19 protein-coding genes are annotated in these 22,184 nt (G+C 67.7%); 3 read left to right on the top strand and 16 right to left on the bottom strand.

What is annotated here, in order from left to right; translation table 11 throughout:
- Window positions 1-588: tetratricopeptide repeat protein (locus tag VGV37_RS30255; protein ID WP_326883605.1), on the top strand; the 588-nt coding region annotated here is incomplete at its 5' end.
- A gap of 1 nt (window position 589) precedes the next feature.
- Here VGV37_RS30255 and VGV37_RS30250 read toward each other — a convergent pair.
- From VGV37_RS30250 to VGV37_RS30205, 10 genes are all read right to left on the bottom strand, one after another.
- On the bottom strand, window positions 590-1,768 hold the full coding sequence (locus tag VGV37_RS30250; RefSeq protein WP_326883604.1) for a phosphopentomutase: 1,179 nt from the start codon (window positions 1,766-1,768) through the stop codon (window positions 590-592).
- A 1-nt stretch (window position 1,769) separates the two neighbouring features.
- Window positions 1,770-3,083 (bottom strand): thymidine phosphorylase, encoded by a 1,314-nt coding sequence (gene deoA / locus VGV37_RS30245; protein WP_326883603.1) that lies wholly within the window; start codon window positions 3,081-3,083, stop codon window positions 1,770-1,772.
- Window positions 3,080-3,850 (bottom strand): deoxyribose-phosphate aldolase, encoded by a 771-nt coding sequence (gene deoC / locus VGV37_RS30240; RefSeq protein WP_326883602.1) that lies wholly within the window; start codon window positions 3,848-3,850, stop codon window positions 3,080-3,082. The genes deoA and deoC overlap by 4 nt, the downstream gene beginning before the upstream one ends.
- Window positions 3,840-4,664, bottom strand: coding sequence for a purine-nucleoside phosphorylase (locus VGV37_RS30235; protein ID WP_326883601.1), 825 nt, complete (start codon window positions 4,662-4,664; stop codon window positions 3,840-3,842). The genes deoC and VGV37_RS30235 overlap by 11 nt, the downstream gene beginning before the upstream one ends.
- Window positions 4,661-5,071, bottom strand: a complete 411-nt coding sequence (locus tag VGV37_RS30230; RefSeq protein ID WP_326883600.1) for a cytidine deaminase — start codon at window positions 5,069-5,071, stop codon at window positions 4,661-4,663. The genes VGV37_RS30235 and VGV37_RS30230 overlap by 4 nt, the downstream gene beginning before the upstream one ends.
- A gap of 5 nt (window positions 5,072-5,076) precedes the next feature.
- A complete protein-coding gene (locus VGV37_RS30225; RefSeq protein ID WP_326883599.1) occupies window positions 5,077-6,045 on the bottom strand; it encodes an ABC transporter permease in 969 nt (322 codons plus the stop codon).
- Window positions 6,042-7,139 (bottom strand): ABC transporter permease, encoded by a 1,098-nt coding sequence (locus tag VGV37_RS30220; protein WP_326883598.1) that lies wholly within the window; start codon window positions 7,137-7,139, stop codon window positions 6,042-6,044. Before VGV37_RS30220 ends, VGV37_RS30225 begins: the two co-directional genes overlap by 4 nt.
- Window positions 7,139-8,671 carry an ABC transporter ATP-binding protein gene (locus tag VGV37_RS30215; RefSeq protein WP_326883597.1) on the bottom strand — a complete coding sequence of 511 codons (1,533 nt, stop codon included), beginning with the start codon at window positions 8,669-8,671 and terminating at the stop codon, window positions 7,139-7,141. Before VGV37_RS30215 ends, VGV37_RS30220 begins: the two co-directional genes overlap by 1 nt.
- A gap of 2 nt (window positions 8,672-8,673) precedes the next feature.
- Window positions 8,674-9,678, bottom strand: a complete 1,005-nt coding sequence (locus VGV37_RS30210; RefSeq protein WP_326883596.1) for a BMP family ABC transporter substrate-binding protein — start codon at window positions 9,676-9,678, stop codon at window positions 8,674-8,676.
- A gap of 184 nt (window positions 9,679-9,862) precedes the next feature.
- Entirely contained in the window at window positions 9,863-10,369 is a 507-nt protein-coding gene (locus VGV37_RS30205; RefSeq protein WP_326883595.1) for a CHRD domain-containing protein, read from the bottom strand.
- Window positions 10,370-10,569: 200 nt separating this feature from the next.
- Here VGV37_RS30205 and VGV37_RS30200 point away from each other — a divergent pair, with 200 nt between their 5' ends.
- A complete protein-coding gene (locus VGV37_RS30200) occupies window positions 10,570-12,156 on the top strand; it encodes a peptide chain release factor 3 (protein WP_326883594.1) in 1,587 nt (528 codons plus the stop codon).
- Between the two features lie 29 nt (window positions 12,157-12,185).
- Here the strand turns inward: VGV37_RS30200 and VGV37_RS30195 are convergent, their stop codons facing one another.
- The 6 genes from VGV37_RS30195 to VGV37_RS30170 all read right to left on the bottom strand — a co-directional run bounded on the left by VGV37_RS30195 (window position 12,186) and on the right by VGV37_RS30170 (window position 18,616).
- Window positions 12,186-13,259 carry an energy transducer TonB gene (locus VGV37_RS30195; RefSeq protein ID WP_326883593.1) on the bottom strand — a complete coding sequence of 358 codons (1,074 nt, stop codon included), beginning with the start codon at window positions 13,257-13,259 and terminating at the stop codon, window positions 12,186-12,188.
- Window positions 13,235-14,299: an ABC transporter ATP-binding protein gene (locus tag VGV37_RS30190; protein ID WP_326883592.1), complete on the bottom strand. Its 1,065-nt coding sequence runs from the start codon at window positions 14,297-14,299 to the stop codon at window positions 13,235-13,237. Before VGV37_RS30190 ends, VGV37_RS30195 begins: the two co-directional genes overlap by 25 nt.
- Window positions 14,287-15,939 carry an iron ABC transporter permease gene (locus VGV37_RS30185; protein WP_326883591.1) on the bottom strand — a complete coding sequence of 551 codons (1,653 nt, stop codon included), beginning with the start codon at window positions 15,937-15,939 and terminating at the stop codon, window positions 14,287-14,289. Before VGV37_RS30185 ends, VGV37_RS30190 begins: the two co-directional genes overlap by 13 nt.
- 51 nt (window positions 15,940-15,990) lie before the next feature.
- Window positions 15,991-16,986, bottom strand: coding sequence for an ABC transporter substrate-binding protein (locus VGV37_RS30180; RefSeq protein ID WP_326883590.1), 996 nt, complete (start codon window positions 16,984-16,986; stop codon window positions 15,991-15,993).
- A gap of 86 nt (window positions 16,987-17,072) precedes the next feature.
- A complete protein-coding gene (gene pssA / locus VGV37_RS30175; protein WP_326883589.1) occupies window positions 17,073-17,882 on the bottom strand; it encodes a CDP-diacylglycerol--serine O-phosphatidyltransferase in 810 nt (269 codons plus the stop codon).
- A 47-nt stretch (window positions 17,883-17,929) separates the two neighbouring features.
- Window positions 17,930-18,616: a phosphatidylserine decarboxylase gene (locus tag VGV37_RS30170; protein ID WP_326883588.1), complete on the bottom strand. Its 687-nt coding sequence runs from the start codon at window positions 18,614-18,616 to the stop codon at window positions 17,930-17,932.
- Between the two features lie 240 nt (window positions 18,617-18,856).
- Between VGV37_RS30170 and VGV37_RS30165 the strand changes: the two genes are divergently transcribed.
- Window positions 18,857-22,147 carry a transglutaminase family protein gene (locus VGV37_RS30165; protein ID WP_326883587.1) on the top strand — a complete coding sequence of 1,097 codons (3,291 nt, stop codon included), beginning with the start codon at window positions 18,857-18,859 and terminating at the stop codon, window positions 22,145-22,147.
- The last annotated feature ends 37 nt before the right edge of the window (window positions 22,148-22,184 follow it).

Here is a 22,184-nt window from a genome sequence, read left to right as displayed (position 1 = left end):
GAGATGGCGGACAAGGCCCTCGCCAATGATCCGGACAATACCTCGATTCTGAACGACCGCGGCATGGCATACTGGGCAAAGGCAGCATACGCCCAAGCGGCGCAGGATCTTGGTAAAGCCATCGCCGATGGCATGCGCAATGCGGAAATCTTTCTCATCCACGGAGCTGCCTTATCGGCGATAGGGAGATATGACGAGGCAGAAATTGCTCTGAGCACTGGCCTGGCCGCCTATCCTCATGACGAACATCTGCTGAACAATCGATGCTGGGTACGCGCTTTGCTGGGCCGACTCGATTCTGCTCTTGGCGACTGCAATGAAGCTCTGAAGTCGATACCGCAATACGCCAACACTTACGACAGCCGGGCTCTCGTTTATTTAAAGAAGGGCATGCTGTCCAACGCCGCCGCGGACTATGATGCCGCCCTGCATCTTGCCCCAAAAATGGCGGGATCGCTCTACGGCCGGTCTCTCGTGAAGCGTCGGCAGGGCGATCTAGTCGGGGCCGACAGAGATCGCGATGCCGCAATCGGGATCAATCCGGATCTGCCCCGGCAATTCGCCGAGGAATACGGCGTGAAGCTGTAACTCAACCAATCGCGTGCCCCGACCCGATCGGCGGCAGGCCCAGATGTGCCAGCACCGTTTCGCCGATGTCGGCGAAGCTGGTCCGCAAGCCGGCGCTGCCGCCGGTGATGTCGGGACCGAAGCCCACGACCGGCACGCATTCGCGCGTGTGGTCGGTGCCGGGCCACGTCGGGTCGCAGCCATGGTCGGCGGTCAGGATGACCAGGTCGCCCGGCCGCAGCGCCGCCTCGAGCGAGGGCAGCCAGCCGTCGAACGCGACCAGGGCGGCGGCATAGCCGGCCGCGTCGCGGCGGTGGCCGTAGAGCGTGTCGAAATCGACCAGATTGACGAAGCCGAACGCGCCGTCCGGAGCCGATGCGACCAGGTCGAGGCTCTTTGCCATCAGTGCCGCATTGTTCTCGCCCTTGACGATCGTGCCGGTCGCGCGATGGGCGAAGATGTCGCCGATCTTGCCGAGCGAGATGACGGCGCGCCCCGCCGCCTGCAGCCGGTCGAGGATCGTATCGGCCGGCGGCGGCACCGCATAGTCGCGGCGGTTCGCGGTGCGCCTGAAGCTGCCGGGCGAGCCCACGAACGGCCGCGCGATGACCCGGCCGATGTCGTAGGGATCGCACAGCACGCGCGCCCGCTCGCACAAGGCCAACAGGCGATCGAGGCCGAAATGCTCCTCATGTGCCGCGATCTGCAGCACGCTGTCGGCCGAGGTGTAGAAGATCGGCTTGCCGGTCGCGACATGCTCGGCACCCAGTTCGTCGATGATCGCCGTGCCGGAAGCGGCGCAATTGCCGAGGATGCCGGGCAGACCGCCATCATGCATCAGGGCATCGACCAGTTCGGCCGGGAAGCTCGGAAATTCGGACGGAAAATATCCCCAGTCGAACGGCACCGGGCAGCCGGCGATTTCCCAATGTCCGGTCGGCGTATCCTTGCCGCGGCTCGCCTCCGCGGCGGCGGCCCAGAAGCCGGCACCGGGACCAGGACGACCGAGGCCGCGCGGCAGCCGGCCGGTCGCGATCTCCGCCGCCGCGCCGAGGCCGAGCCGGGACAGGTTCGCGAGCTTCAGCGCCACCCGCTCGGCGATGTGGCCCAAAGTGTCGGCCCCGACCTCACCGAAGCGTGCCGCATCCGGTGCGCCGCCGATGCCGAGGGAATCGAGCACGATCACGAAGGCTCGGCCCATGTCAGCTCTCCAGCCGGTCGAGGATCAGCGGCCGGTCGACCGGCGCCGTACCGCCAGTCGTGGCGGCGCTCCGAAGCATAGCAATGGCCCGCTCGGCGGCGGCTTCGTTCCGGGCATGGACCAGCGCCAGCGGCCGGTCCGGGCCGACGGCCTCGCCCAGATGGGCACAGCGGCTGAAGCCCACGGCATAGTCGATCGGATCGTCCGGCGCATGGCGCCCGCCGCCCAAACCCAACACCGCGAAGCCGACCTGGCGGGCGTCGAGCGCCGTCAGGATGCCCATTCGAGAAGGCAGGACCGGTCGCACGATGGGCGCCACCGGCAGATGATCGGCCGCCCGCTCGATGAAATCGCCGGGGCCGCCGAGCGACGCCACCATCCGGCCGAACGCCTCCGCAGCGGCACCCGAGGCCAGCAGTTGCTCGACCCGATCGGCCCCCTCGGCCGCATCGGCGACGAGGCCGGCCAGCAACAGCATCTCGACTGCCAGCGCGTGGGTGACGCCGTCGAGCCGCGCCTCTCGCCGCGTACCGGTCAGGTATTGGACCGCCTCGAGCACTTCGAGAGCGTTGCCGGCGCTATCGCCCAGCACCTCGTTCATGTCGGTCAGCAGCGCCGTGACCTTGAGCCCCGCGCCGCCGCCGACCTCGACCAGGCAGCGTGCCAGTTCCTGCGCCCGCGCCGGATCGGCCATGAAGGCGCCGGAGCCGTATTTGACGTCGAGCACCAACCCGTCGAGGCCGGCCGCCAGCTTTTTCGACAGGATCGACGCGGTGATCAGCGGGATCGATTCGACCGTGCCGGTCGTGTCCCGGATCGCATAGAACCGCCGGTCGGCCGGTGCCACGTCGTCGGTCTGGCCGACCATGGCGGCACCGGTCGCGACCATCGCGGCGCGGATGCGGCCGAGCGACGGCCGGGTCTGGTAGCCGGGGATCGCATCGAGCTTGTCGAGCGTCCCGCCGGTATGGCCGAGCCCGCGCCCACTGATCATCGGCACGGCCGCTCCGGCCGCGGCCAGGATCGGCGCCAGCATCAGGCTGGTCTTGTCGCCGACACCGCCGGTCGAATGCTTGTCGACGATCGGCTTGCCCAGGTCGCGCCAATCCAGCACCCGACCCGAGCGGGTCATGGCATCGGTCAGCGCCACACACTCGTCACGTCCCATGCCCCGACAGCACACCGCCATGGCGAAGGCAGCGACCTGGCCCTCGGTCAGGCCGCCATCGGCGATGCCCGCGACCAGGAACGCGATCTCGTCGGCGGCGAGCGTGCCGCCGTCGCGCTTGCGGGTGAGGAGTTCCTTGGTGATCACGCGTCCAAGCCGAGGCAGATCAGCACATCGTCGAGCAACGCCGAGGCGCCGACGCGAAAGGTCGCAGCGCTGGCGAAGCCGTCGCCCAGCACCCGGTCGGCCAGCGCCAGATAGGCCTGGGCCTCGGAAACGGTGCGCACGCCGCCGGATGCCTTGAAACCGACCCAGCGGCGCTGGCCACGCGCCACGGCAATGGCGTCGAGCATGACCTGCGCCGCCTGCAGGCTCGCTCCGGGTTGGGTCTTGCCGGTCGACGTCTTGATGAAATCGGCACCCCCGGCGATGGCGATATCGGATGCCGCGCGGATCAGGGCCGGTGTCTTCAACTGCCCGGTTTCCAGGATGACCTTCAGCAGCACGTTGGGTCCGCACACCGCCTTGGCCGCGCGGACCAGATCGAGCCCGACCGTCCGGTCGCCTACGATAAGAGCCGTATAAGGAAACACCACGTCGACCTCGTCCGCACCCAGCGCTACGGCCGCGGCGGTCTCGGCTTCGGCCGCCCGGATATCGGCGGCGCCGGCGGGGAAGTTCGTCACAGTTGCGATCGGTACGTCGCTGCCGGCCAGGGCTCGTTTCGCAACCGGAATATGCGGCGCGTGAATGCAGACCGCCGCGACATTACCGGCCGGCGTGCGCGCCCGGGCGCACAGGCTTTCGATCGCGGCGGCATCGTCGCCGTCGTTGAGGCTGGTCAGGTCGATCAGCGGCAGCAGGCGCTGGGCGATGCGGCGCAGGTTGGCGGGGCTGTAGGGGTCAGAGGCCATGCTTCAGGCTTTCGAGAAAACCGAGGATCAGGGTTTCGAGCGACTGGGCGATCCGGGCGCCCTGGGACAGGGTCTCGTGATGGCTGAGCATCCCGTCGCCCATGCCCTCGGCGAGATTGGTCACCGCCGAGAGCGCTGCCAAGGCGAGACCGCAATGGCGTGCCACCACCACCTCGGGCACGGTCGACATGCCGACCAGATCGGCGCCCAGGCCCCGAAATGCCCGGATTTCCGCCGGCGTTTCGAAGTTCGGGCCGGGATAGGCCAGATAGACGCCCTCGGCCAAGGCGATGCCGGTCGCGACCGCCGCCCGGCGGAACCGGGCGGCCAGAGCCGGGTCATAGGCGTCGCGCATCGAAAAGAAGCGCGGCCCCCAGGCTTCGTCGTTCGGCCCCTGCAGCGGGTTGAAGCCCAGCATGTTGATATGGTCGCGGATCAGCACCAGGCTGCCCGGCCCGACCTCGGTCCGAAGCGAACCGGCGGCGTTGGTCAGCACCAGCGCCTCGACGCCCAATTGCTTGACGGTCCGCACCAGCACCTTGAGCCGGGCCGCGCCATCGCCGCCTTCATAGGCATGGACCCGGCCGTTCAGGCACAGGAGATCGACGCCGGCGAGGCGGCCGAGGATCAGCGAGCCGGCGTGCCCGGCCACGGTCGGCACCGGAAAACCCGGCAGGTCAGCATAGGAAATCCGCGTCGGATCCTCGATCCGCTCGGCAACCTGGCCGAGACCGGAGCCGAGCAGCAGCGCCACCCGCGGCATGAAGCCCGGACGGCGCTCGCCGATGATCCGGACCGCGTCTTCGATGCTCATGATCTGTCCTTGAGTGCGACCTGGCGCCAGCCGAAGGCGCGCGGCAGCAATTCGCCGAGGCTGACGGTCGCACCTATGCCGTCTGGGCCGGCCAAGTGAACGGGGGTCGCCGGATCGGCGAATTCGACCAGGCGCTGCCGACAGCCGCCGCATGGGGTAACCGTTTCCGGGCCATCCGCCACCACCAGGATCTCGGCGATCCGGGTCGCCCCGGCGGCGATCATCACGCCGATCGCCGTCGCCTCGGCACATTGCCCCTGCGGAAAGGCGGCGTTCTCGACGTTGCAGCCGGCATGGATCCCGCCGTCGGCGTCGCGCAGGGCGGCGCCGACCTTGAAGCCGGAATAGGGCGCATGGGCCCGGGCCCGGGCCGTCAGCGCCGCCTGCAACAGATCGTCGGTCGCCATGATCCTCACCGTGTCTTCACGAAAGCCAGGCCGATCGCCCGCGGCGCCCGGGCGGCACCGATGAAGCCGGCGAGCAGCACGACGGTCAGCAGATAGGGCAAAGCCTCGACCAGTTGAACCGGCACCACGCCGACGACCGGCAGCGCCACCCCCTGCAACCGCACCTGCAGCGCGTCGCAGAACGCGAACAGCAGGCAGGCGCCGACGGCCGGTACCGGCCGCCATTTTCCGAAGATCAGGGCGGCCAGCGCCACGTAGCCGCGGCCCGCCGTCATGTCCCGCCCAAATCCGGCGCCCTCGGCGATCGACAGGTCCGCCCCCGCCAGCCCGACGAGAATACCGCTGAGCGCGAGTGCGCCATAGCGCAATCCGGCGACCGACAAGCCAGCGGCATCGACCGCATGCGGGTTCTCTCCGACCGCGCGGATGCGCAGGCCGAACGAGGTGCGATAAAGCAGCCACGCCGACAGCGGCAGCAGCAGGGCCGCCAGATAGACGATCAGGTTATGGCCGCCGATCAGGCTGTTCCAGATCGGCCCCAGGACCGGGACGCCGGCGACGCCGTCGGCGAACGGCAGCACGATCGGCATGAAGCGTTCGCCATGACCGAGCGCCGGCGTCTGGCCACCCTGCTGGAACCAGGCGAGCCCGAGGGTCGGACACAGGCCGGCGACCAGGATGTTGAGCGCCATGCCCGAGACGACCTGGTCGCCGCGCTGGGTGACCGAGGCGAAGCCATGGATCAGCGACAGGGCCATCGAGACTCCCATCCCGGCCGCAAGCGCCAGCCAGGCCGAGCCGGTGACGTGGGCGATGCAGGCGGCGGCGAAGGCGGCAGCCAGCATCATGCCTTCCAGCCCGAGGGCGACGATGCCAGCCCGCTCGGAAAACAAGCCGCCCAGGGTCGCCAGCACCAGCGGTGTCGCCAGCCGGATCGTCGCGGCCAGCACCGATACGACGTCGACCAGGCTCATGCCGGCACCGTCCGCCACCGCGCCCAGGCGCGCGTCACCGGTACGCGCAGCATGTTTTCCAGCGCGCCGCAGAACAGGATGACCAGCCCATCCATGACCACGATGATGTCGCGCGTCACCTGCGGATAGTCGAACGCCAGCTCGGCACCACCCTGGTAGAGCGCGCCGAACAGGATCGCCGCCAGCACGATGCCGAATGGATGGTTGCGGCCCATCAGCGCCACGGCGATGCCGACGATGCCGGCGCCGGCGGTGAAGCCCAGCACCAGGCGATGCAGCACGCCCATCACTTCGTTGATGCCGACCAGCCCGGCGCAGGCCCCCCCCAGGCACACCGCCAGCACGGTGACCCGGCCGACCGGGATCGCCGCGTAGGTTGCCGCCGATGGGTTGAGGCCGGTCGCGCGGATCTCATAACCCAGCAGCGAGCGCCGGATGAACAGCCAGACCAGGAAAGCCGCGGCCAGCGCCACGAGGAAGCTGAGGTTGAGTGGCGATTCCTCCATGGCGAGGCCGAGCCGCGCCGCCCATTCATGGGCATAGGGCAGCGCCGTCGAGGCGGGGAACGCTCCTGTTTCCGGCGACGGATCGCCTGGCGCGCGCAACGCGTCAATCAGCAGGTAGGTCATGAAGGCGGCGGCCAGGAAATTGAACATGATCGTCGTGATGACGATGTGGCTGCCGCGCTTGACCTGCAAGATCGCCGGCACCGCCGCCCAGGCGGCGCCGAACGTGACCGCCGCCACGATCGCCAGCGGCAGCACCAGCCACAGCGAGTAGCCGCCCATCGCCTGGCACACCAACGTGACGCCCAGGCCGCCCAACATCGCCTGGCCCTCGCCGCCGATGTTGAACAGGCCGGCCTGGTACGGAATCGCGACCGCGAGGCCGGTGAAAATGAAGGTCGTCGCGTAATAGAGCGTGTAGCCGAGCCCATCCAGGGACCCGAACGCGCCATCGAGCAGGGTGCCGAGGGCCGCGACCGGCGAGACGCCGATCAGCGCCAGCACGATGGCGCCGACCAGGAAGGCGAGCAGCAGGTTGAGTGCAGGTATCAGCACATAATCGACGAGCATCGGCAGGTCGCGCCGCATCAGGCCGCCTCGTCCCGCACGCCCGCCATCAGCAGGCCCAGCGCGCGCTCGGTCGCCTCCGACCGGTCGAGTTCGCCGGTGAAGCGGCCGTCGACCATGACCAGGATCCGATCGGCCAGGGCCAGGATTTCGTCGAGTTCGACCGAGACCAGCAGGATCGCCGTGCCGGCAGCCTTCAGGGCGCGCAGCCGGGCATGGATCTGCTCGATCGCGCCGACATCGACGCCGCGCGTCGGCTGCCCGACCAGCAGGACCTTGGGCCCCCGCGCCATTTCGCGGGCACAGATCAGCTTTTGCTGGTTGCCGCCCGAGAAGGCGGCCGTGCGCAGCCGCTCGTCGCGTGGCCGGACGTCGTAATCGACCATGCGCTGGCGGGTCAGCGCACGGATGAAGCCTGGTCGCAGCCACGCGCCCTGCCCGTGGCCGACGTCGCGATGGTAGCCCAGCACGGAGGTCTCCCAGGCCTCGAACGCGCCGATCATGCCGTTCTTGTGCCGGTCCTCCGGAATATGGCCGAGGCCCAGCCGGCGCAGCGCCATGGCCGTGTCTTCGGCCGGAACCGGTACGCCTGCCCACACGAGTCGCCCGGCGGCGAGCGGCGTGAGCCCGGCCAGGGCCGCCATCAGTTCCGACTGCCCGTTGCCCGAGACGCCGGCGATGCCGACGATCTCGCCCGGCCGCAGATCGAGATCGATGCCGCGCACCCGTTCGACGCCGCCCGCATCGATCACCGACAGGCCCTCGGCGCGCAGGATCGGCGCGGCCGGGGCCACCGGCACCCGATCGGGCAGCGGCGCCAGCTTGCGGCCGACCATCCGTTCGGCCAGATCCGCCTCGGTCGTGCCGGATGTCGCGACGTCGCCCACGACGCGGCCAGCACGCATGACCGTGACCCGATCGGTCGCCGCCATGATCTCCTTGAGCTTGTGGGTGATCAGCAGGACGGTCTTGCCCTCGGATTTCAGCCGTCGCAGGATCTGGAACAGTTGTTGGGCCTCGTCGGGCGTCAGCACGCCGGTCGGCTCGTCGAGGATCAGGATCCGGGCACCGCGATAGAGCGCTTTCAGGATCTCGACCCTTTGCCGCGCGCCGACGGCCAGGTCCTCGACCTTGGCATCGAGATCGACCGCCAGCCCGTAGGCCGCCTCGATCCGCCGCGCTTCGGCCCGCGCCCGATCGAGGCCCGGCTGCAGCATCAGGCCGCCTTCATGGCCGAGCGCCAGGTTTTCCAGCACGGTGAACGGCTCGACCAGCACGAAATGCTGATGGACCATGCCGATGCCGAGCCGGATCGCGTCCGCCGAACTATGGATACGCACGGCCTGGCCGTCGAGGCGGATCTCGCCGGCGTCGGCCTGATAGAAGCCGTAGAGGATGCTCATCAGGGTGGATTTGCCGGCCCCGTTCTCGCCGATGATGCCGTGGATCGAGCCGGGGGATATCTCGCAACTGACCCCGTCGTTGGCGACGACCGCACCGAAGCGCTTCGTGATCCGGTCGAACGCGATCGCCGGCGCCAGCCCGCCACTCACGATTACTGCGCCGCGACGTCGGTCGGGACGATTTTGCCCGCGATGATGTCGGCCTTGGCCTGATCGACGCGCGCCCTGGTTTCCGGCGCGATCAGCGCACGATTATTGTCGTCGAGCGCATAGTCGAGCCCGTCTTCCTTCAGGCCCAGCGACATCCGGCCGGCCTGCCACTTGTCGTCCTTGGCAGCCATCATCGCGTTATAGGTCGCGACGTCGACGCGCTTGACCATCGAAGTCAGCACCGAGCCCGGATGCAGGGCGTTCTGGTTGGAATCGCAACCGATCGACAGTTTCTTCGCATCCGCCGCGGCCTGCAGCACGCCCAGGCCGGTGGCGCCCGCAGCGGCGAAGACCACGTCGGCGCCGCGGTCGAACTGGCTGCGCGCCAGCTCGCTGCCGCGCGCCGGGTCGTTCCAGGCCGACACGGTCGTGCCGGTCATGGTCTGGAAGATCTCGACGCCGGGCTTGGCGAACTTGGCGCCCTCGGCATAGCCGGCGGCGAAGCGGCGGATCAGCGGCACGTCCATGCCGCCGACGAAACCGATCTTGCCGGTCGTGGAGGTCAGCGCCGCGATCATGCCGACCAGGAAGCAGCATTCCTGCTCGCGGAAAACGATCGACTGCACGTTCGGCAGGTCGACCACCGCGTCGATGATGGTGAAGCGCGCTTTCGGATATTGCGCCGCGACCTTGGTCATGGCCGCCTGGTGGCCGAAGCCCACGCCGACGATCAGGCTGGCGCCGCGCTTGGCCAGCTGCAGCATCGACTGTTCGCGCTGGTTCTCGTTGGTGATCTCGAACTCGCGATAGGTGAGTCCGGTTTCCTTCTTGAACCGCTCGGCGCCGTCATAGGCCGCTTCGTTGAAGGAACGGTCGAACTTGCCGCCATAGTCGTAGATCAGGGCCGGTTCGAACGCCGCGGCCCGGGCCGTCGACCAGGGGCCGAGCCCGCAGAGCCCTGCCGCCGCCGTGCCGAGCGCGGCCCGACCGAACGACCGGCGCGACATGCCATCGAAACCAAAGCCCATACGTCCTGTGCCCCTGCCTGGATTTTCCTATCTCTATGCCGGGCAGCAGGACTTGTCTACGCGTCCGCTGCAATGCAACGGCCTGTCGCTATCCGCGCAACGGGGCGGAATATCCAGGGTTCCGGCCGATCGCCGTCCTGGCATCCGCCCCGCGACGGGCGGGTTACTGCTTCGGTGCCGCGTCGGTCTTCGGCTTGGCCGGCATCTTCATCTTCATGCCGCCGGCCTTGATGACCTGGCCGCGGATTTCGCCGGCCGGGTTTTCCTTGGTATGGACGTTGAAATACATCATCCCGCCGGTCAGCGCCGTCGCCTGGTCGTCGGTCAGGGTTGCGGAGCCGACGATCGGGCTCATGACCGTGCTGCCCTTGGGGCCGATCGGCACCAGCACGCCGGCGGCGACGCCCGGCTTGGCGGGACCGTGGAAATGGGCGGCGGTCGCGTCGCCGGTCAGGCCGGAATACTTGATGTTCCAGCTCAGTTCCTTGGTCGCGTCGTCATACTTGACGGTGCCATGACCGGTGCCCTTGGTCGTATTGGACGGCGTCTCGCTCTTGCCGTTCAGTACCACGCGATAGGTCATGGTCTTGGCTTCGGCCGACGGTGCCGCGGCGAACGCCGCGATCGCCAATGCCATGACGGCCATGCCGGCCTGCAATCGGATCTTCATTCGCCCACTCCCTAGCGCTCAAGTCGTTGGTACAGCGGCTGCTGCACGTATTTATCTATACAGGAGCGATGACATCAACGCGACGGCCGCATCCTGTCGCAGGGGGCCCCTGCTACCATTGATGATGGCGCGCCCGGCCGGCTGTGGTAGAAGCGCGCCAACCCTTTCCCGATGAGCCCATCCAACCGATCGCTGGCCCCATGAGTGCGCTTCCCGTCCCCGTCGCCAACCGGCGGACCTTCGCCATCATCTCGCACCCCGATGCGGGCAAGACGACCCTGACCGAAAAGCTGCTGCTGTTCGGCGGCGCCATCAACATGGCGGGCGAGGTCAAGGCGCGCGGCGACAGCCGGCGCGTGCGGTCGGACTGGATGGCGGTCGAGCGCGAGCGCGGCATTTCGGTCTCCTCTGCCGTCATGACCTTCGTGTTCGACGAGCTGACCTACAACCTGCTCGACACGCCGGGCCATCAGGACTTCAGCGAAGACACCTATCGCACGCTGACGGCGGTCGACAGCGCGGTCATGGTGATCGACGCCGCCAAGGGCATCGAGACCCAGACCCGCAAGCTGTTCGAGGTCTGCCGCCTGCGCGACGTGCCGATCATCACCTTCGTCAACAAGATGGACCGCGAGGCGCGCGATCCGTTCGACCTGATGGGCGAGATCGAGGAGCAACTGGCGCTCGACGTGACGCCGGCGACCTGGCCGATCGGCATGGGCCGCGACTTCCTCGGCACCTACGACATCCTGAACGACACGCTGCTGCTGTTCGGCAAGCGCGACGGCGACCGGGTGACCGAGCCGGTGCGCTGCACCGGGCTCGACGATCCGCAATTGGCCCAGCATCTGCCGGAAAAGGCGCTGCTGAAGCTGATCGAGGAAGTCGAGATGGTGCGCGGCCTGTGCCCGCCGTTCGATCTGGACGCCTATCGCGCCGGCGCGCTGACCCCGGTGTTCTTCGGCAGCGCCATCAATAATTTCGGCGTGCGCGAGCTGCTGAAGGGCGTCGCCGAACTGGCACCGCCGCCACGGCCGCAGCCCGCCGAGCCGCGTGCGATCGCACCCGGCGAGACCAAGGTTACCGGCTTCGTCTTCAAGGTCCAGGCCAACATGGACCCGCAGCATCGCGACCGCGTCGCCTTCGTGCGGCTATGCTCCGGCCGGTTCCAGCGCGGCATGAAGCTGAAGCATGTCCGCACAGGCCGCATGATGGCCGTGCAGAACCCGATGTTCTTCCTGGCCCAGGACCGCAACCTGGCCGAGGAAGCCTGGCCGGGCGATATCCTGGGCATCCCGAACCACGGCACCTTGCGCATCGGCGATACCTTGACCGAGGGCGAGGAGCTCAAGGTGACCGGCATCCCGAACTTCGCGCCGGAAATCCTGCGTCGCGTCCGGCTCGACGACCCGATGAAGTCGAAGCATCTGAAGCGCGCGCTGGAGCAGATGGCCGAGGAAGGCGTTACCCGCGTGTTCAAGCCGCTGATCGGCACCGACATGATCGTGGGCGTGGTCGGCCAGTTGCAGATCGACGTGCTGGCCGAACGCATCCGGGCCGAATACGACCTCAAGATGCATTTCGAACAGGCGCCCTACGAGACCGCCCGCTGGGTCGGCTCGGACGACAAGGTGCTGATGAAGCGCTTCCTGGAAGACGTCCGCGGCAGCCTGGCCGAAGACCATGACGGCGCCCCCGTGTTCATGGCCCGCAACAGCTGGGAACTGAACCGCACGGTCCAGGACTGGCCGGGCGTGAAGTTCACCGCGACGCGGGAGCAGGGGTAGGGGGATCCCGCTGCGTTACGGCTGCACGACTAATCCAACGTTACCATCAGAGAGGCAACCACTTTGTGCTTTGGGTCGAGGTCTTCGATCCGAGCACAATCGGCAGCAGCCTGTGTTAGCTGGCCCATCGATTGAAGAAGCCGGCATCGCACCGTAAGGGCTGGCACATCCGTCGGGATCATTGCCAGAGCCTCTTCCAGATCGACCAAGGCATTGGTCGAGTTGCCTGCCGTGATCGAGATTTCGGCGCGCTGTGTTCGCAGCGAAGGATCATCGGGCCTTAGCGTGATCGCCCGATCCAAATCCTCGAGTGCAGAAGCGAAATTACCTACGCCAACTGCTGCCCGGCTCCGATTTCTCAGACTTGTCATATCGTTCGGCAATGCTTTGAGAACCACATCGAAGTCGGATTTCGCTTTAAGGTAGTTGCGCAGCTTGATGTTGGCCAAACCCCGCCGCTGATAGGTTCGAGGCACCGCAAAGCCATTTGCCACCACCGTGTCATAGTCGGCAATCGCCAACCGATATTGCCGTTGCGCCGCATACCCGCTTGCCCGCAGTTCATATGCACCCGCTTGCAAGGGCGGGTCGCTGGCCGACAGGTCGATCGCTCGTCCGCAAGCATCTATCGTGCTTTGGCCTTGATTTTGCGCCACGCAATGAGCCCAGTCCTCGGAGATCTGCGCTAACATCTGCCGCGTCTTCCCGTCGATTGGATCCAGTACGAAACTGATTTTGAAAATATGGTGCGATTCGACGATTGGCACTCCATCATGGATCGCGGGCTTATACCTTGCGCCTCGTACGTATGCCAAAGCAGCATCGGCGAACTTCATCGATCCCTCGATACCGATGACGACACAGTTGCTGGTTACTCCCTGGATATCGACCATGCAGGTTGCGTTAACCGCCCCCTCGATTCCTTGTTCCATCATATCGGCCGGATAGCTCAGTCGGTTGCCTGACACAGGACGGGCCGAAATCTCCCGATTTCCCGGGCTGGGAGGCGTCGGCGACGGTGCGGCACAGGCCGACAGGAGCCCGACGGCAACAATCATCGATGAGTAAGCGCTCGATCTCAGCATGATTGAGGGATCACCCATCCATCCGTGATCCGCACCCGCACGGCCGCGCCCGGCTCCGGCACCGTGCCCGGCTTGGCCAGCATCTGCAGCTCGCGCTCGTCCTGGCCGTCGACGGTCAGTTCGACCAGCCATTCGCCGCCCTGGTAGCGGGCGCGGCGGCAGCGGGCCGGCAGGCCTTCAGTGGCGAGGGCCAGGTCTTCCGGGCGCAGGCACAGGCGCGCGGCTCCCGCCGCCTGGCCCGGCGCAGCTCGCACCAGGGCGCGATGGCCGGCGATTTCGACCCACGCCTGCCCTGCCGCCGCCGGTTCCGGCAGGATCGCCTCGACCACGCCGCCCATGCCGATGAAATCGGCGACGAATTCGGTCGCCGGCGACCGGTAGAGCGTCTCCGGTGCTGCCAGTTGCTCGACGCGGCCGTGGGCCATGACGGCGATCCGGTCGGCGAGCGCCATGGCCTCGCTCTGGTCGTGGGTGATGTAGAGCATGGTGGCGCCAGTGCGGGCGCGGAAATGCTGGAACTGGTCGAGCAGGCTGGCCTTCAGATGCACGTCGAGGTTGGCGAGCGGCTCGTCGAGCAGCACCAGACCGGGCGACATGGCGAGGCAGCGTGCGAGCGCCACGCGCTGGCGCTGCCCGCCCGACAGCGAGGCCGGCCTGCGGTCGGCGACAGCGCCGAGGCCGACCGTATCGAGCGCGGCTGCGACCTGGCGCTTATATTCCGCACCTCTGATGCCCCGGGTGCGCAACGGATAGCCGACATTCTCGCCCACGCTCATGTGCGGCCACAGCGCGTAGCTCTGGAACACGATCCCGACCTGCCGGTCCTCGGGCTGCACATGGGTCCCGGCGTCAGCCACCAGCCGCTCGCCAAGGCGGATGGCGCCCTCGGTCGGCCGTTCGAACCCGGCGATCAGGCGCAGCAACGTCGTCTTGCCGCAGCCGGACGGCCCGAGGATCGCCAGGAACTCGCCGTCGGCGACGTCGAGCGAAACCCGGTCGACCACGGGCGCCGCATCGCCGAACCGCTTGGTCACCCGGTCGAGGATCAGGCCTGCCACGGCAGCACCGGCGTCGCGAGGTTGCGCGTCAGGAACGAGGCGATCGCCATGAGCGCCACCGTCGCGCCCACCGTCAGACTGGCGATCGCGGCCGCGACCGTGTTGTCGCCGGCCTGTTCCAGGCCGAACACCACGACCCCCAGGGTCTCGTGGCCGGCCGACCAGAGCAGTGCCGAGACGGTGAGTTCGTTGAAGGCCGTCAGGAACACCAGCAGTCCGCCGGCGGCGGCGGCCGGCGCCACCAACGGCAGCGCCACGGTCAGCACCCGGCGAACGAAGCCTGCGCCGGCCATTTGCGCCGCCTCTTCGAGCTTGATATCGAGCTGTCGAAACGCGGCCGCGACCGGTCGCTGGGCCAAGGTAAAAAAGCGGGCGAGATAGGCCATCAGGATGATGCCGAGCGTGTTGTAGAGCGAGAAGCCGAAAATCGGCCGGATGAAGATCAGGATCGCAGCGATCGCGAGCACGACGCCGGGCAAGGCATAGGACAGCTCGGATGCCAGCACCAGCGCGCGCATCAGGCGACGACGGCGCCAGACCGCGAAATAGGCGGCCGGCACCGCCGCAAGCGACAGGAGGACGGCCGCCGAGGTGGCGAGTCCCAGGCTGTTGACGACCGCGCGCCGCGCCGCCGGGTGGTCGAACAGGATGAAGCGGAAATTCTCCAAGGTCGCCGTCGCGAGCCCCAGGGGCTGGCCATACGCGGCGACCAGCGCGGTCGATATCAGCGCCGCCAGCGGCACGAGCAGGGTCGCCGCGAGGAAGGTCCAGACCAGCAGGATGACCGGCCAGCGCCAGGGGCCGAGCGGGATGCGCACCGGCGCGGGGGCGCCGTCGATCCGCACGTCGCGCCGACCGGCGAGCCAGGTTTCGAACAGGACGCCGCCGACCGCCAGCACGCCCAGCAGCAGCGACAGCACCGCGACCTCCGACAGCACGCGCGGGCCGAAACCCGAGAGACGCTGGTAGATCAGCGTCGTCAGCATGGGAAAGCGGGCCGGAATGCCCAGCAGGGCGGGCGTGCCGAAATTGCCGATGTTGGAGACGAAGGCGAGCGCCATGCCGGCGATCAGGCTGGGCCCCATCAGCGGCACGACGATGGTCGCCACCACGCGCGGCGGCCGGGCGCCGGCGGCGCGGGCCGCCTCGATCAGATCGCCCGGCAGCGAGCGGAGCGCGGTGCGCAAGCCGAGAAAGACCAGCGGTGCATGCTCGAGGCCCAGCAGCAGGGTGATGCCGGTCGACGAATAGAGCGGATGCCGCGTGCCCGGTGCCGGCGCCAGCCCGACCAGCTTCAAAAGCGGGCTCGCCGGCCCCAGCAGCTCGATCCAGGCGATGGTCGTGATCTGCGACGGAATCATCAGCAGCATGGTGAAGCCGAACACCAGCACGACCTTGGCCGGCAGGTCGGTCAGGGCCACGACCAATGCCATCGCCCCACCGATGATGCCCGAGATCACCATCGCCACCAGGCTAACCCACAGCGTATGGCCGAACGCGACCCAGGTCGCCGGATCCTGCAGCACGCGATCGATCGCACCGAAGCCGGGCACGCCGCCCGGCATCGCGCCCTCGACCAGCAGGCGCGCGACCGGGAAGATCGCGATCAGGCTCAGCAGTGCGGAAAGTCCCCAAAACAAGGATCGCTCGGCCGCGATCGATCGCCCCCTGTGCGGCATCGGTCTTCGAACTCAGCCGCCGAACAGGTCGGTGAACTGCCGTTTCAGCAGATCGGCATCGGTGGCGGTCTTGGCCAGATCGACCGGCAGGATATGCAGGTCGGAGATCTTGGGAAAGCCGGCGGGCGGGGCGACGTCGTTCCGCGCCGGCAGAAAACCCTGGGCGACCGCCAGTTCCTGACCCTCTTTCGACAGGATGAAATCGATGAAGGCGCGGGCGGCCTCGGGATTGTGAGCGGTCTTGAGGATCGCCGCCGGCTCAGTCACTGCCGAAACGCCCTCGCTCGGGAACACGAAATCGACCGGCGAACCCTTCGCCTTGGCGTTGAGCGCCATGAACTCGACGATCACGCCATACATCTTCTGGCCACCGGCGACCTCGGTCACCACGGCGCCGTTGCCTTTGGCCGCATCGGCGCCATTGGCGGCGAGCTGGATGTAATAGTTCGTGCCGAGCGTCGGCACCGCCTCGATCGCCGCCATATGGATGGCGGCCGCCCCGGAATAGAGCGGGCTCGGCAGCACGACCTGGCCCTTGGCCGCCGGCTTCAGCAGGTCCTGCCAGGAGGTGGGCCTGGCCGCAGCCGTGTTGTAGATGATGCCCGTCGTGATCAGTTTCGTGCCGAAATAGGTCTTGTCCGGATCGAAGGTGCCGGCCGGAAACGCCTTGAGGTCGGCCCCGGCGTAGGCGGCCAACCGTCCGTCGGCCTTCAACTGCTCCATCGACACCGCGTCGGCGATGAACAGCACGTCGGCCCTGGGCGCGCCGCCGACCAGCTCGGCCTCGATCTTGTTCATGATCTCGGTCGTGCCGGAGCGGAAGATCTCGACCTCGACCTTCGGTTCGCGCTTGTTGAAGGCCGCCACCGTCTCGGCCGCGATCTTGTCCGGCTGCGAGGTATAGAGCACGAGCTTGCCCGAGGCCGCCGCGGCCGGACCGCTTGCGACGCCCGCGCCGGCCAGAACCAAACCCATGGCCAGGACGGCCTGACGGACACTGAACCGCATCATATTCTCCCCGCTCGCCCGCTTCGTCATGAAGCGCGGCGAGATTGCCGTTTCTAGGTGACGGTTTTTTGACAGTCCAGTGCGGATCAGCCTTGCGGTGCGCTGCCGTCGACCGTGCGCAGCACCGGCCCGGCGTCGCCGCGCCCCGCGCGGATCTCCTCGGCGGCCCTTTTCAGCCGGCGATAGGAGCGGATCGAGAGCGGGATCAGCCCCAGATACAGCAGCCCCAGCACCAGCAGCGTCTCCCACGGCTCGGCCGCCAGGAACGCCGCGAAGGCGCCGATCGCCAGCATCATGGGCACGACGTAGTTATGCGGGACCCGGAAGCGCTTGAACGAGAAGGTCGGCACTCGGCTGACCATCAGCCCGGCCGTGAGCGCGGTCGTGATGGCGACCAGGTAGGGTGAATGGAAGAACGTGTCGCCGAACTCGAAGCTGGCGACGATCGGGATCATCGAAACGCCCGCCGCGGCCGGTGCCGGTACGCCGGTGAAGAAATTATAGGCATAGGGCGGCGGATCGGGCAGTCCCAGCTGCGTGTTGAAGCGCGCGAGCCGTAGCGCCATACAGACCGCGAACAGGCAGGCGACCGCCCAGCCGAGGCTGCCGATCGACTGCATCGCCCAGATATAGAGCAGCATCGCCGGCGCCACGCCGAACGAGATGAAGTCGGCCAGGCTGTCGAGCTGGGCACCGAAGCTGGACGTGCTTTTCAGCAGCCGCGCGATGCGGCCGTCGAGACCGTCGAGTACGGCCGCGATCAGGATGGCGCTGACGCCCTGCTCGAACTTGCCGACGATGGCGAAGCGGATCGCGGTCATGCCGGCGCACAGCGCCAGCAGGGTCAGCATGTTCGGGATCATGCGATTGATCGACAGCCCGCCGATCGGGCGCATGCGCACCCGCCGGCGGCGCGGGCCCGCGGGCCGTTCGCGAGGACGGATCATCGAACGGCGCCCAGGCGCTTGGGCTCGACCGCGACCGCGTCGGCCAGCACCGTCTCGCCGCCGACCACGCGCTGGCCTTCGATCGCATAGACCGCCCAGCTGCGCGGCACGTAGAGATCCGTACGGCTACCGAAACGGATCAGGCCGAAGCGCTCGCCCGTATCGAGCTTGCTGCCGGCACCGACCCAGGTGACGATGCGGCGGGCGACCAGGCCGGCGATCTGCACCACCGCGATGTCGACGCCTTCCGGGGTCGTGATCCGCAGGGCATTGCGCTCGTTCAGGTCCGACGCCTTGTCGAAACTCGCGTTGACGAACTGGCCCTTATGGTAATGCGTCTTCGCCACCGTTCCGGGCACCGGTGCCCGGTTGATGTGCACATCGAACACGTTGAGGAAGATGCCGATGCGGGTCATCGGCTCCGTCCCCATGTCGAGTTCGGCCGGCGGCGCCAACTCGCCGACCGACACGACGAGACCGTCCGCCGGGCTCACCACCAGGCCGGCACGCACGGGCGTAACGCGCGGCGGATCGCGGAAAAAATAGACGCACCACAGGGTAAGGATCAGACCGATCCAGCCAAGCGGCGCCCACAGGAACGCCAAAACCAGGGAAATGGCGGCGAAGATCCCGATGAATTTCCAGCCATCGCGATGGATCGGCACCAGAACATGTTCGAGCAATTGGTCACTTCCTCCGATGGGCCGGGGCGCGGTCCCGACGATGAATGGGCGCTAACCTAGCGCCAAAAGCGGCTTTCCGCATCCGTCCGCGAATGCACACCCGCTTTCTGGCCCGCTTTATGCTTCACTCCTCGGGTAAGAAGTCGGCGATCGAACGGCCATCGGCTGTTCCGGTCCGGGCCTATGGCTGTTAGCTTGGAGGTGGCCCTCGTCGGGCCGCCTGGAATGAATGGACGACCGATGACCATCCATGTCGCCCTCAATCACAAGACCACCTACCGCTATGATCGGCCGGTAGCGCTCGGACCGCAGATCGTCCGGCTGCGCCCGGCGCCCCATTGCCGCACACGGATCCTGGCCTATTCGCTGAAGGTCACGCCGGCCGAGCATTTCATCAACTGGCAACAGGATCCGCAGTCCAACCATCTGGCGCGCCTGGTGTTCCCCGACAAGACCCGGCTGTTCGAGATCGAGGTCGATCTGGTCGCCGAGATGGCGGTCTACAACCCGTTCGACTTCTTCCTGGAAGAGAGCGCCCAGTCCTTCCCGTTCGCCTATGACCAGGATCTGGCGCGCGAGCTGCGCCCGTATCTGGAGACCGGCATCGCCGGCCCGCTGCTGCTCGACCTGCTCGACGAGATCCCGCGCGACACGACCGCGACCATGGATTTCCTGGTCGAGATCAACCGCATCATCCAGCGCAAGGTCGGCTACGTCATTCGGATGGAGCCGGGCATCCAGACCTGCGACGAGACGCTGGGCAAGGCCATGGGGTCCTGCCGCGATTCGGCATGGCTGCTGGTCCAGGTGTTCCGTCATCTGGGCATCGCCGCGCGCTTCGCGTCGGGCTACCTGATCCAGCTGGCCCCGGACCTGAAGGCGCTGGACGGACCCTCCGGCACCGAGGTGGATTTCACCGACCTGCACGCCTGGACCGAGGTCTATCTGCCGGGCGCCGGCTGGATCGGGCTCGATCCGACGTCGGGCCTGCTGGCCGGCGAAGGCCATATCCCGCTCGCCTGCTCGCCCGATCCGAGCTCGGCCGCGCCGATCACCGGCGCCGTCGAGAAGGCGGAGGTCGAATTCGGCTTCGAGATGTCGGTGACCCGCATCCTGGAGACGCCGCGCGTCACCAAGCCCTATACCGACACGCAATGGCAGGCGATCGACGCGCTCGGCGACACGATCGACGCCGATCTGCAGACGAGCGACGTCCGGTTGACCATGGGCGGCGAGCCGACCTTCGTGTCGATCGACGACATGGACGGGGCCGAATGGACCGTGGCGGCATTGGGGCCGGCCAAGCGCAAGCTGGCTGGCAACCTCGTCCGGCGCCTCAAGGAACGATTCGCGCCGGGCGCGGTCCTGCATTTCGGCCAGGGCAAATGGTACCCGGGCGAGCCGCTGCCGCGCTGGGCGTTGAACATCATCTGGCGCAAGGACGGGGTGCCGGTGTGGCACGACGACAAGCTGATCGGCGATGATTCGGTCTTGACGAAATTCGACACCGAGACCGCCCGGCGCTTCATTGAGACCCTGGCCGACAGGCTCGACGTGGCGCCGGAATTCGTCATCCCGGCCCACGAGGACGCCTGGGCCTACCTGTCGCAGGAGCGTCGCCTGCCGGTCAACGTCGACCCGATCGACAACAAGGTGCCCGACAAGCAGCAGCGCGAACGCATCGCGCGCGTGTTCGAGCAGGGGCTGGACAAGGTCTCCGGCTATGTCCTGCCGCTCGAGCGGCGCAAGCGGTCCGGCGGGTTGCAGCAATGGGCGTCCGGCCCCTGGTTCCTGCGCCACAACCACCTGTTCCTGCTGCCGGGCGACAGCCCGGTGGGATTGCGGCTGCCGCTCGACAGCCTGCCCTGGGTCAAGCCCGGCGAGGCCGAACCCCTGATCGAGCCGGACCCGTTCGAGGGCCGGCCACCGCTGCCGCCGCGCATCACGCGCGCCGCTCCCGCGGCCCGCACCGTGCCGTCGGAACAGGCGGTGGCACCGCCCAAGCAGGGGCAGTCCGCCCCCAGCATCGTGCGCACGGCACTGGTGACCGAGGTCCGCGACGGCCGGCTCTATGTCTTCATGCCGCCGGTCGAGCGGGTCGAGGATTCGCTGGCGCTGATCGCCGCGATCGAGGAGACCGCCCGGGAACTGAACGTTCCCGTGTTCCTCGAAGGCTACGGTCCGCCGCGCGACCCGCGCCTGGGCTTCCTCAGCGTGACGCCCGACCCGGGCGTGATCGAGGTCAACATCCATCCCGCCGCCACCTGGCGCGAGCTGGTCCGGAACACGACCGTGCTCTACGAGGAGGCACGGCAGTCACGGCTGACGACCGAGAAATTCATGATCGACGGCCGCCATGTCGGCACCGGCGGCGGCAACCACATCGTGCTAGGGGGCGCCACGCCCGCGGACTCGCCGCTGCTGCGCCGACCGGACCTGCTGAAGAGCCTCATCGGCTATTGGAACAACCATCCGTCCCTGTCGCGACTGTTCTCCGGCCTGTTCATCGGGCCGACCAGCCAGTCGCCCCGGGTCGACGAGGCGCGTGACGACGCGCTCTACGAACTCAGCCTCGCGTTCGAACAGATTCCGACCGGCGGCGACTGCCCGCCCTGGCTGATCGACCGGGTGCTGCGCCACCTGCTGGTCGACCTGACGGGCAATACCCATCGCGCCGAGTTCTGCATCGACAAGCTCTATAGTCCCGACAGCGCCACCGGCCGGCTGGGCCTGTTGGAACTCCGCGCGTTCGAAATGCCGCCGCATGCCCAGATGAGCCTGGTCCAGCAACTGCTGCTGCGCGCCTTCATCGCCCGCTTCTGGCACCAGCCCTACGAGGCGCCGCTGGTGCGCTGGGGCGGGGCGCTGATGGACAAGTGGCTGCTGCCGCATTTCGTTGCGACGGACGTCAAGGACGTGGTCGAGGATCTGACCCGATCCGGCTACCCGATGGCCTACGAGTGGTTCGCGCCCCATCTCGAGTTCCGGTTTCCCCATTATGGCCAGATCCAGGCCGTGGGCATGACGCTCGACGTGCGCCAGGCGCTCGAGCCGTGGCACGTGCTGGGCGAGGAAACCGGCGCCGGCGGCACCGTGCGGTATGTCGATGCGACGGTCGAACGCCTGGAGATCAAGGTCCAGGGCCTGAGCGGCGAGCGCTACGCCGTCGCCTGCAACGGCCGCCGCCTGCCGATGACGCCCACGGGCGCCACCGGGGAATACGTCGCGGCCGTGCGCTTCCGCGCCTGGAGCGCACCCAGCTCGCTGCACCCGACCATCGCGCCGCATGGGCCCCTGACCATCGACATCGTCGATACCTGGCACAACCAGTCGGTCGGCGCCTGCACCTATCACGTGGCCCATCCGGGCGGGCGCAACTACACGACCCTGCCGGTCAACGCCTACGAAGCCGAGAGCCGGCGGCTCAATCGGTTCTTCGCGATGGGCCATACGCCGGGTACCATCATCCTTCCGCCGGTTGCGGTGAACCCAACCTTTCCCCTGACCCTGGATCTGCGGCTGCGCGGCTGACGAAGGGACGGACGAAATTGGGACAGACGGGAGTGGC

Origin of the sequence: Aliidongia sp., from assembly GCF_035943795.1 — a bacterium.
Lineage (GTDB): Bacteria > Pseudomonadota > Alphaproteobacteria > ATCC43930 > CGMCC-115725 > Aliidongia.
This window is presented reverse-complemented; position numbering and strand designations above follow the sequence as displayed.

Bases quoted from the DNA above. Each gene is read 5' to 3' on its own strand.
- VGV37_RS30250 (WP_326883604.1), bottom strand. From the start codon at position 1,768: ATGGGCCGAGCCTTCGTGATCGTGCTCGATTCCCTCGGCATCGGCGGC.
- deoC (WP_326883602.1), bottom strand. From the start codon at position 3,850: ATGGCCTCTGACCCCTACAGCCCCGCCAACCTGCGCCGCATCGCCCAG.
- VGV37_RS30235 (WP_326883601.1), bottom strand. From the start codon at position 4,664: ATGAGCATCGAAGACGCGGTCCGGATCATCGGCGAGCGCCGTCCGGGC.
- VGV37_RS30230 (WP_326883600.1), bottom strand. From the start codon at position 5,071: ATGGCGACCGACGATCTGTTGCAGGCGGCGCTGACGGCCCGGGCCCGG.
- VGV37_RS30225 (WP_326883599.1), bottom strand. From the start codon at position 6,045: ATGAGCCTGGTCGACGTCGTATCGGTGCTGGCCGCGACGATCCGGCTG.
- VGV37_RS30220 (WP_326883598.1), bottom strand. From the start codon at position 7,139: ATGCGGCGCGACCTGCCGATGCTCGTCGATTATGTGCTGATACCTGCA.
- VGV37_RS30210 (WP_326883596.1), bottom strand. From the start codon at position 9,678: ATGTCGCGCCGGTCGTTCGGTCGGGCCGCGCTCGGCACGGCGGCGGCA.
- VGV37_RS30205 (WP_326883595.1), bottom strand. From the start codon at position 10,369: ATGAAGATCCGATTGCAGGCCGGCATGGCCGTCATGGCATTGGCGATC.
- VGV37_RS30200 (WP_326883594.1), top strand. From the start codon at position 10,570: ATGAGTGCGCTTCCCGTCCCCGTCGCCAACCGGCGGACCTTCGCCATC.
- VGV37_RS30195 (WP_326883593.1), bottom strand. From the start codon at position 13,259: ATGGGTGATCCCTCAATCATGCTGAGATCGAGCGCTTACTCATCGATG.
- VGV37_RS30180 (WP_326883590.1), bottom strand. From the start codon at position 16,986: ATGCGGTTCAGTGTCCGTCAGGCCGTCCTGGCCATGGGTTTGGTTCTG.
- pssA (WP_326883589.1), bottom strand. From the start codon at position 17,882: ATGCGCCCGATCGGCGGGCTGTCGATCAATCGCATGATCCCGAACATG.
- VGV37_RS30165 (WP_326883587.1), top strand. From the start codon at position 18,857: ATGACCATCCATGTCGCCCTCAATCACAAGACCACCTACCGCTATGAT.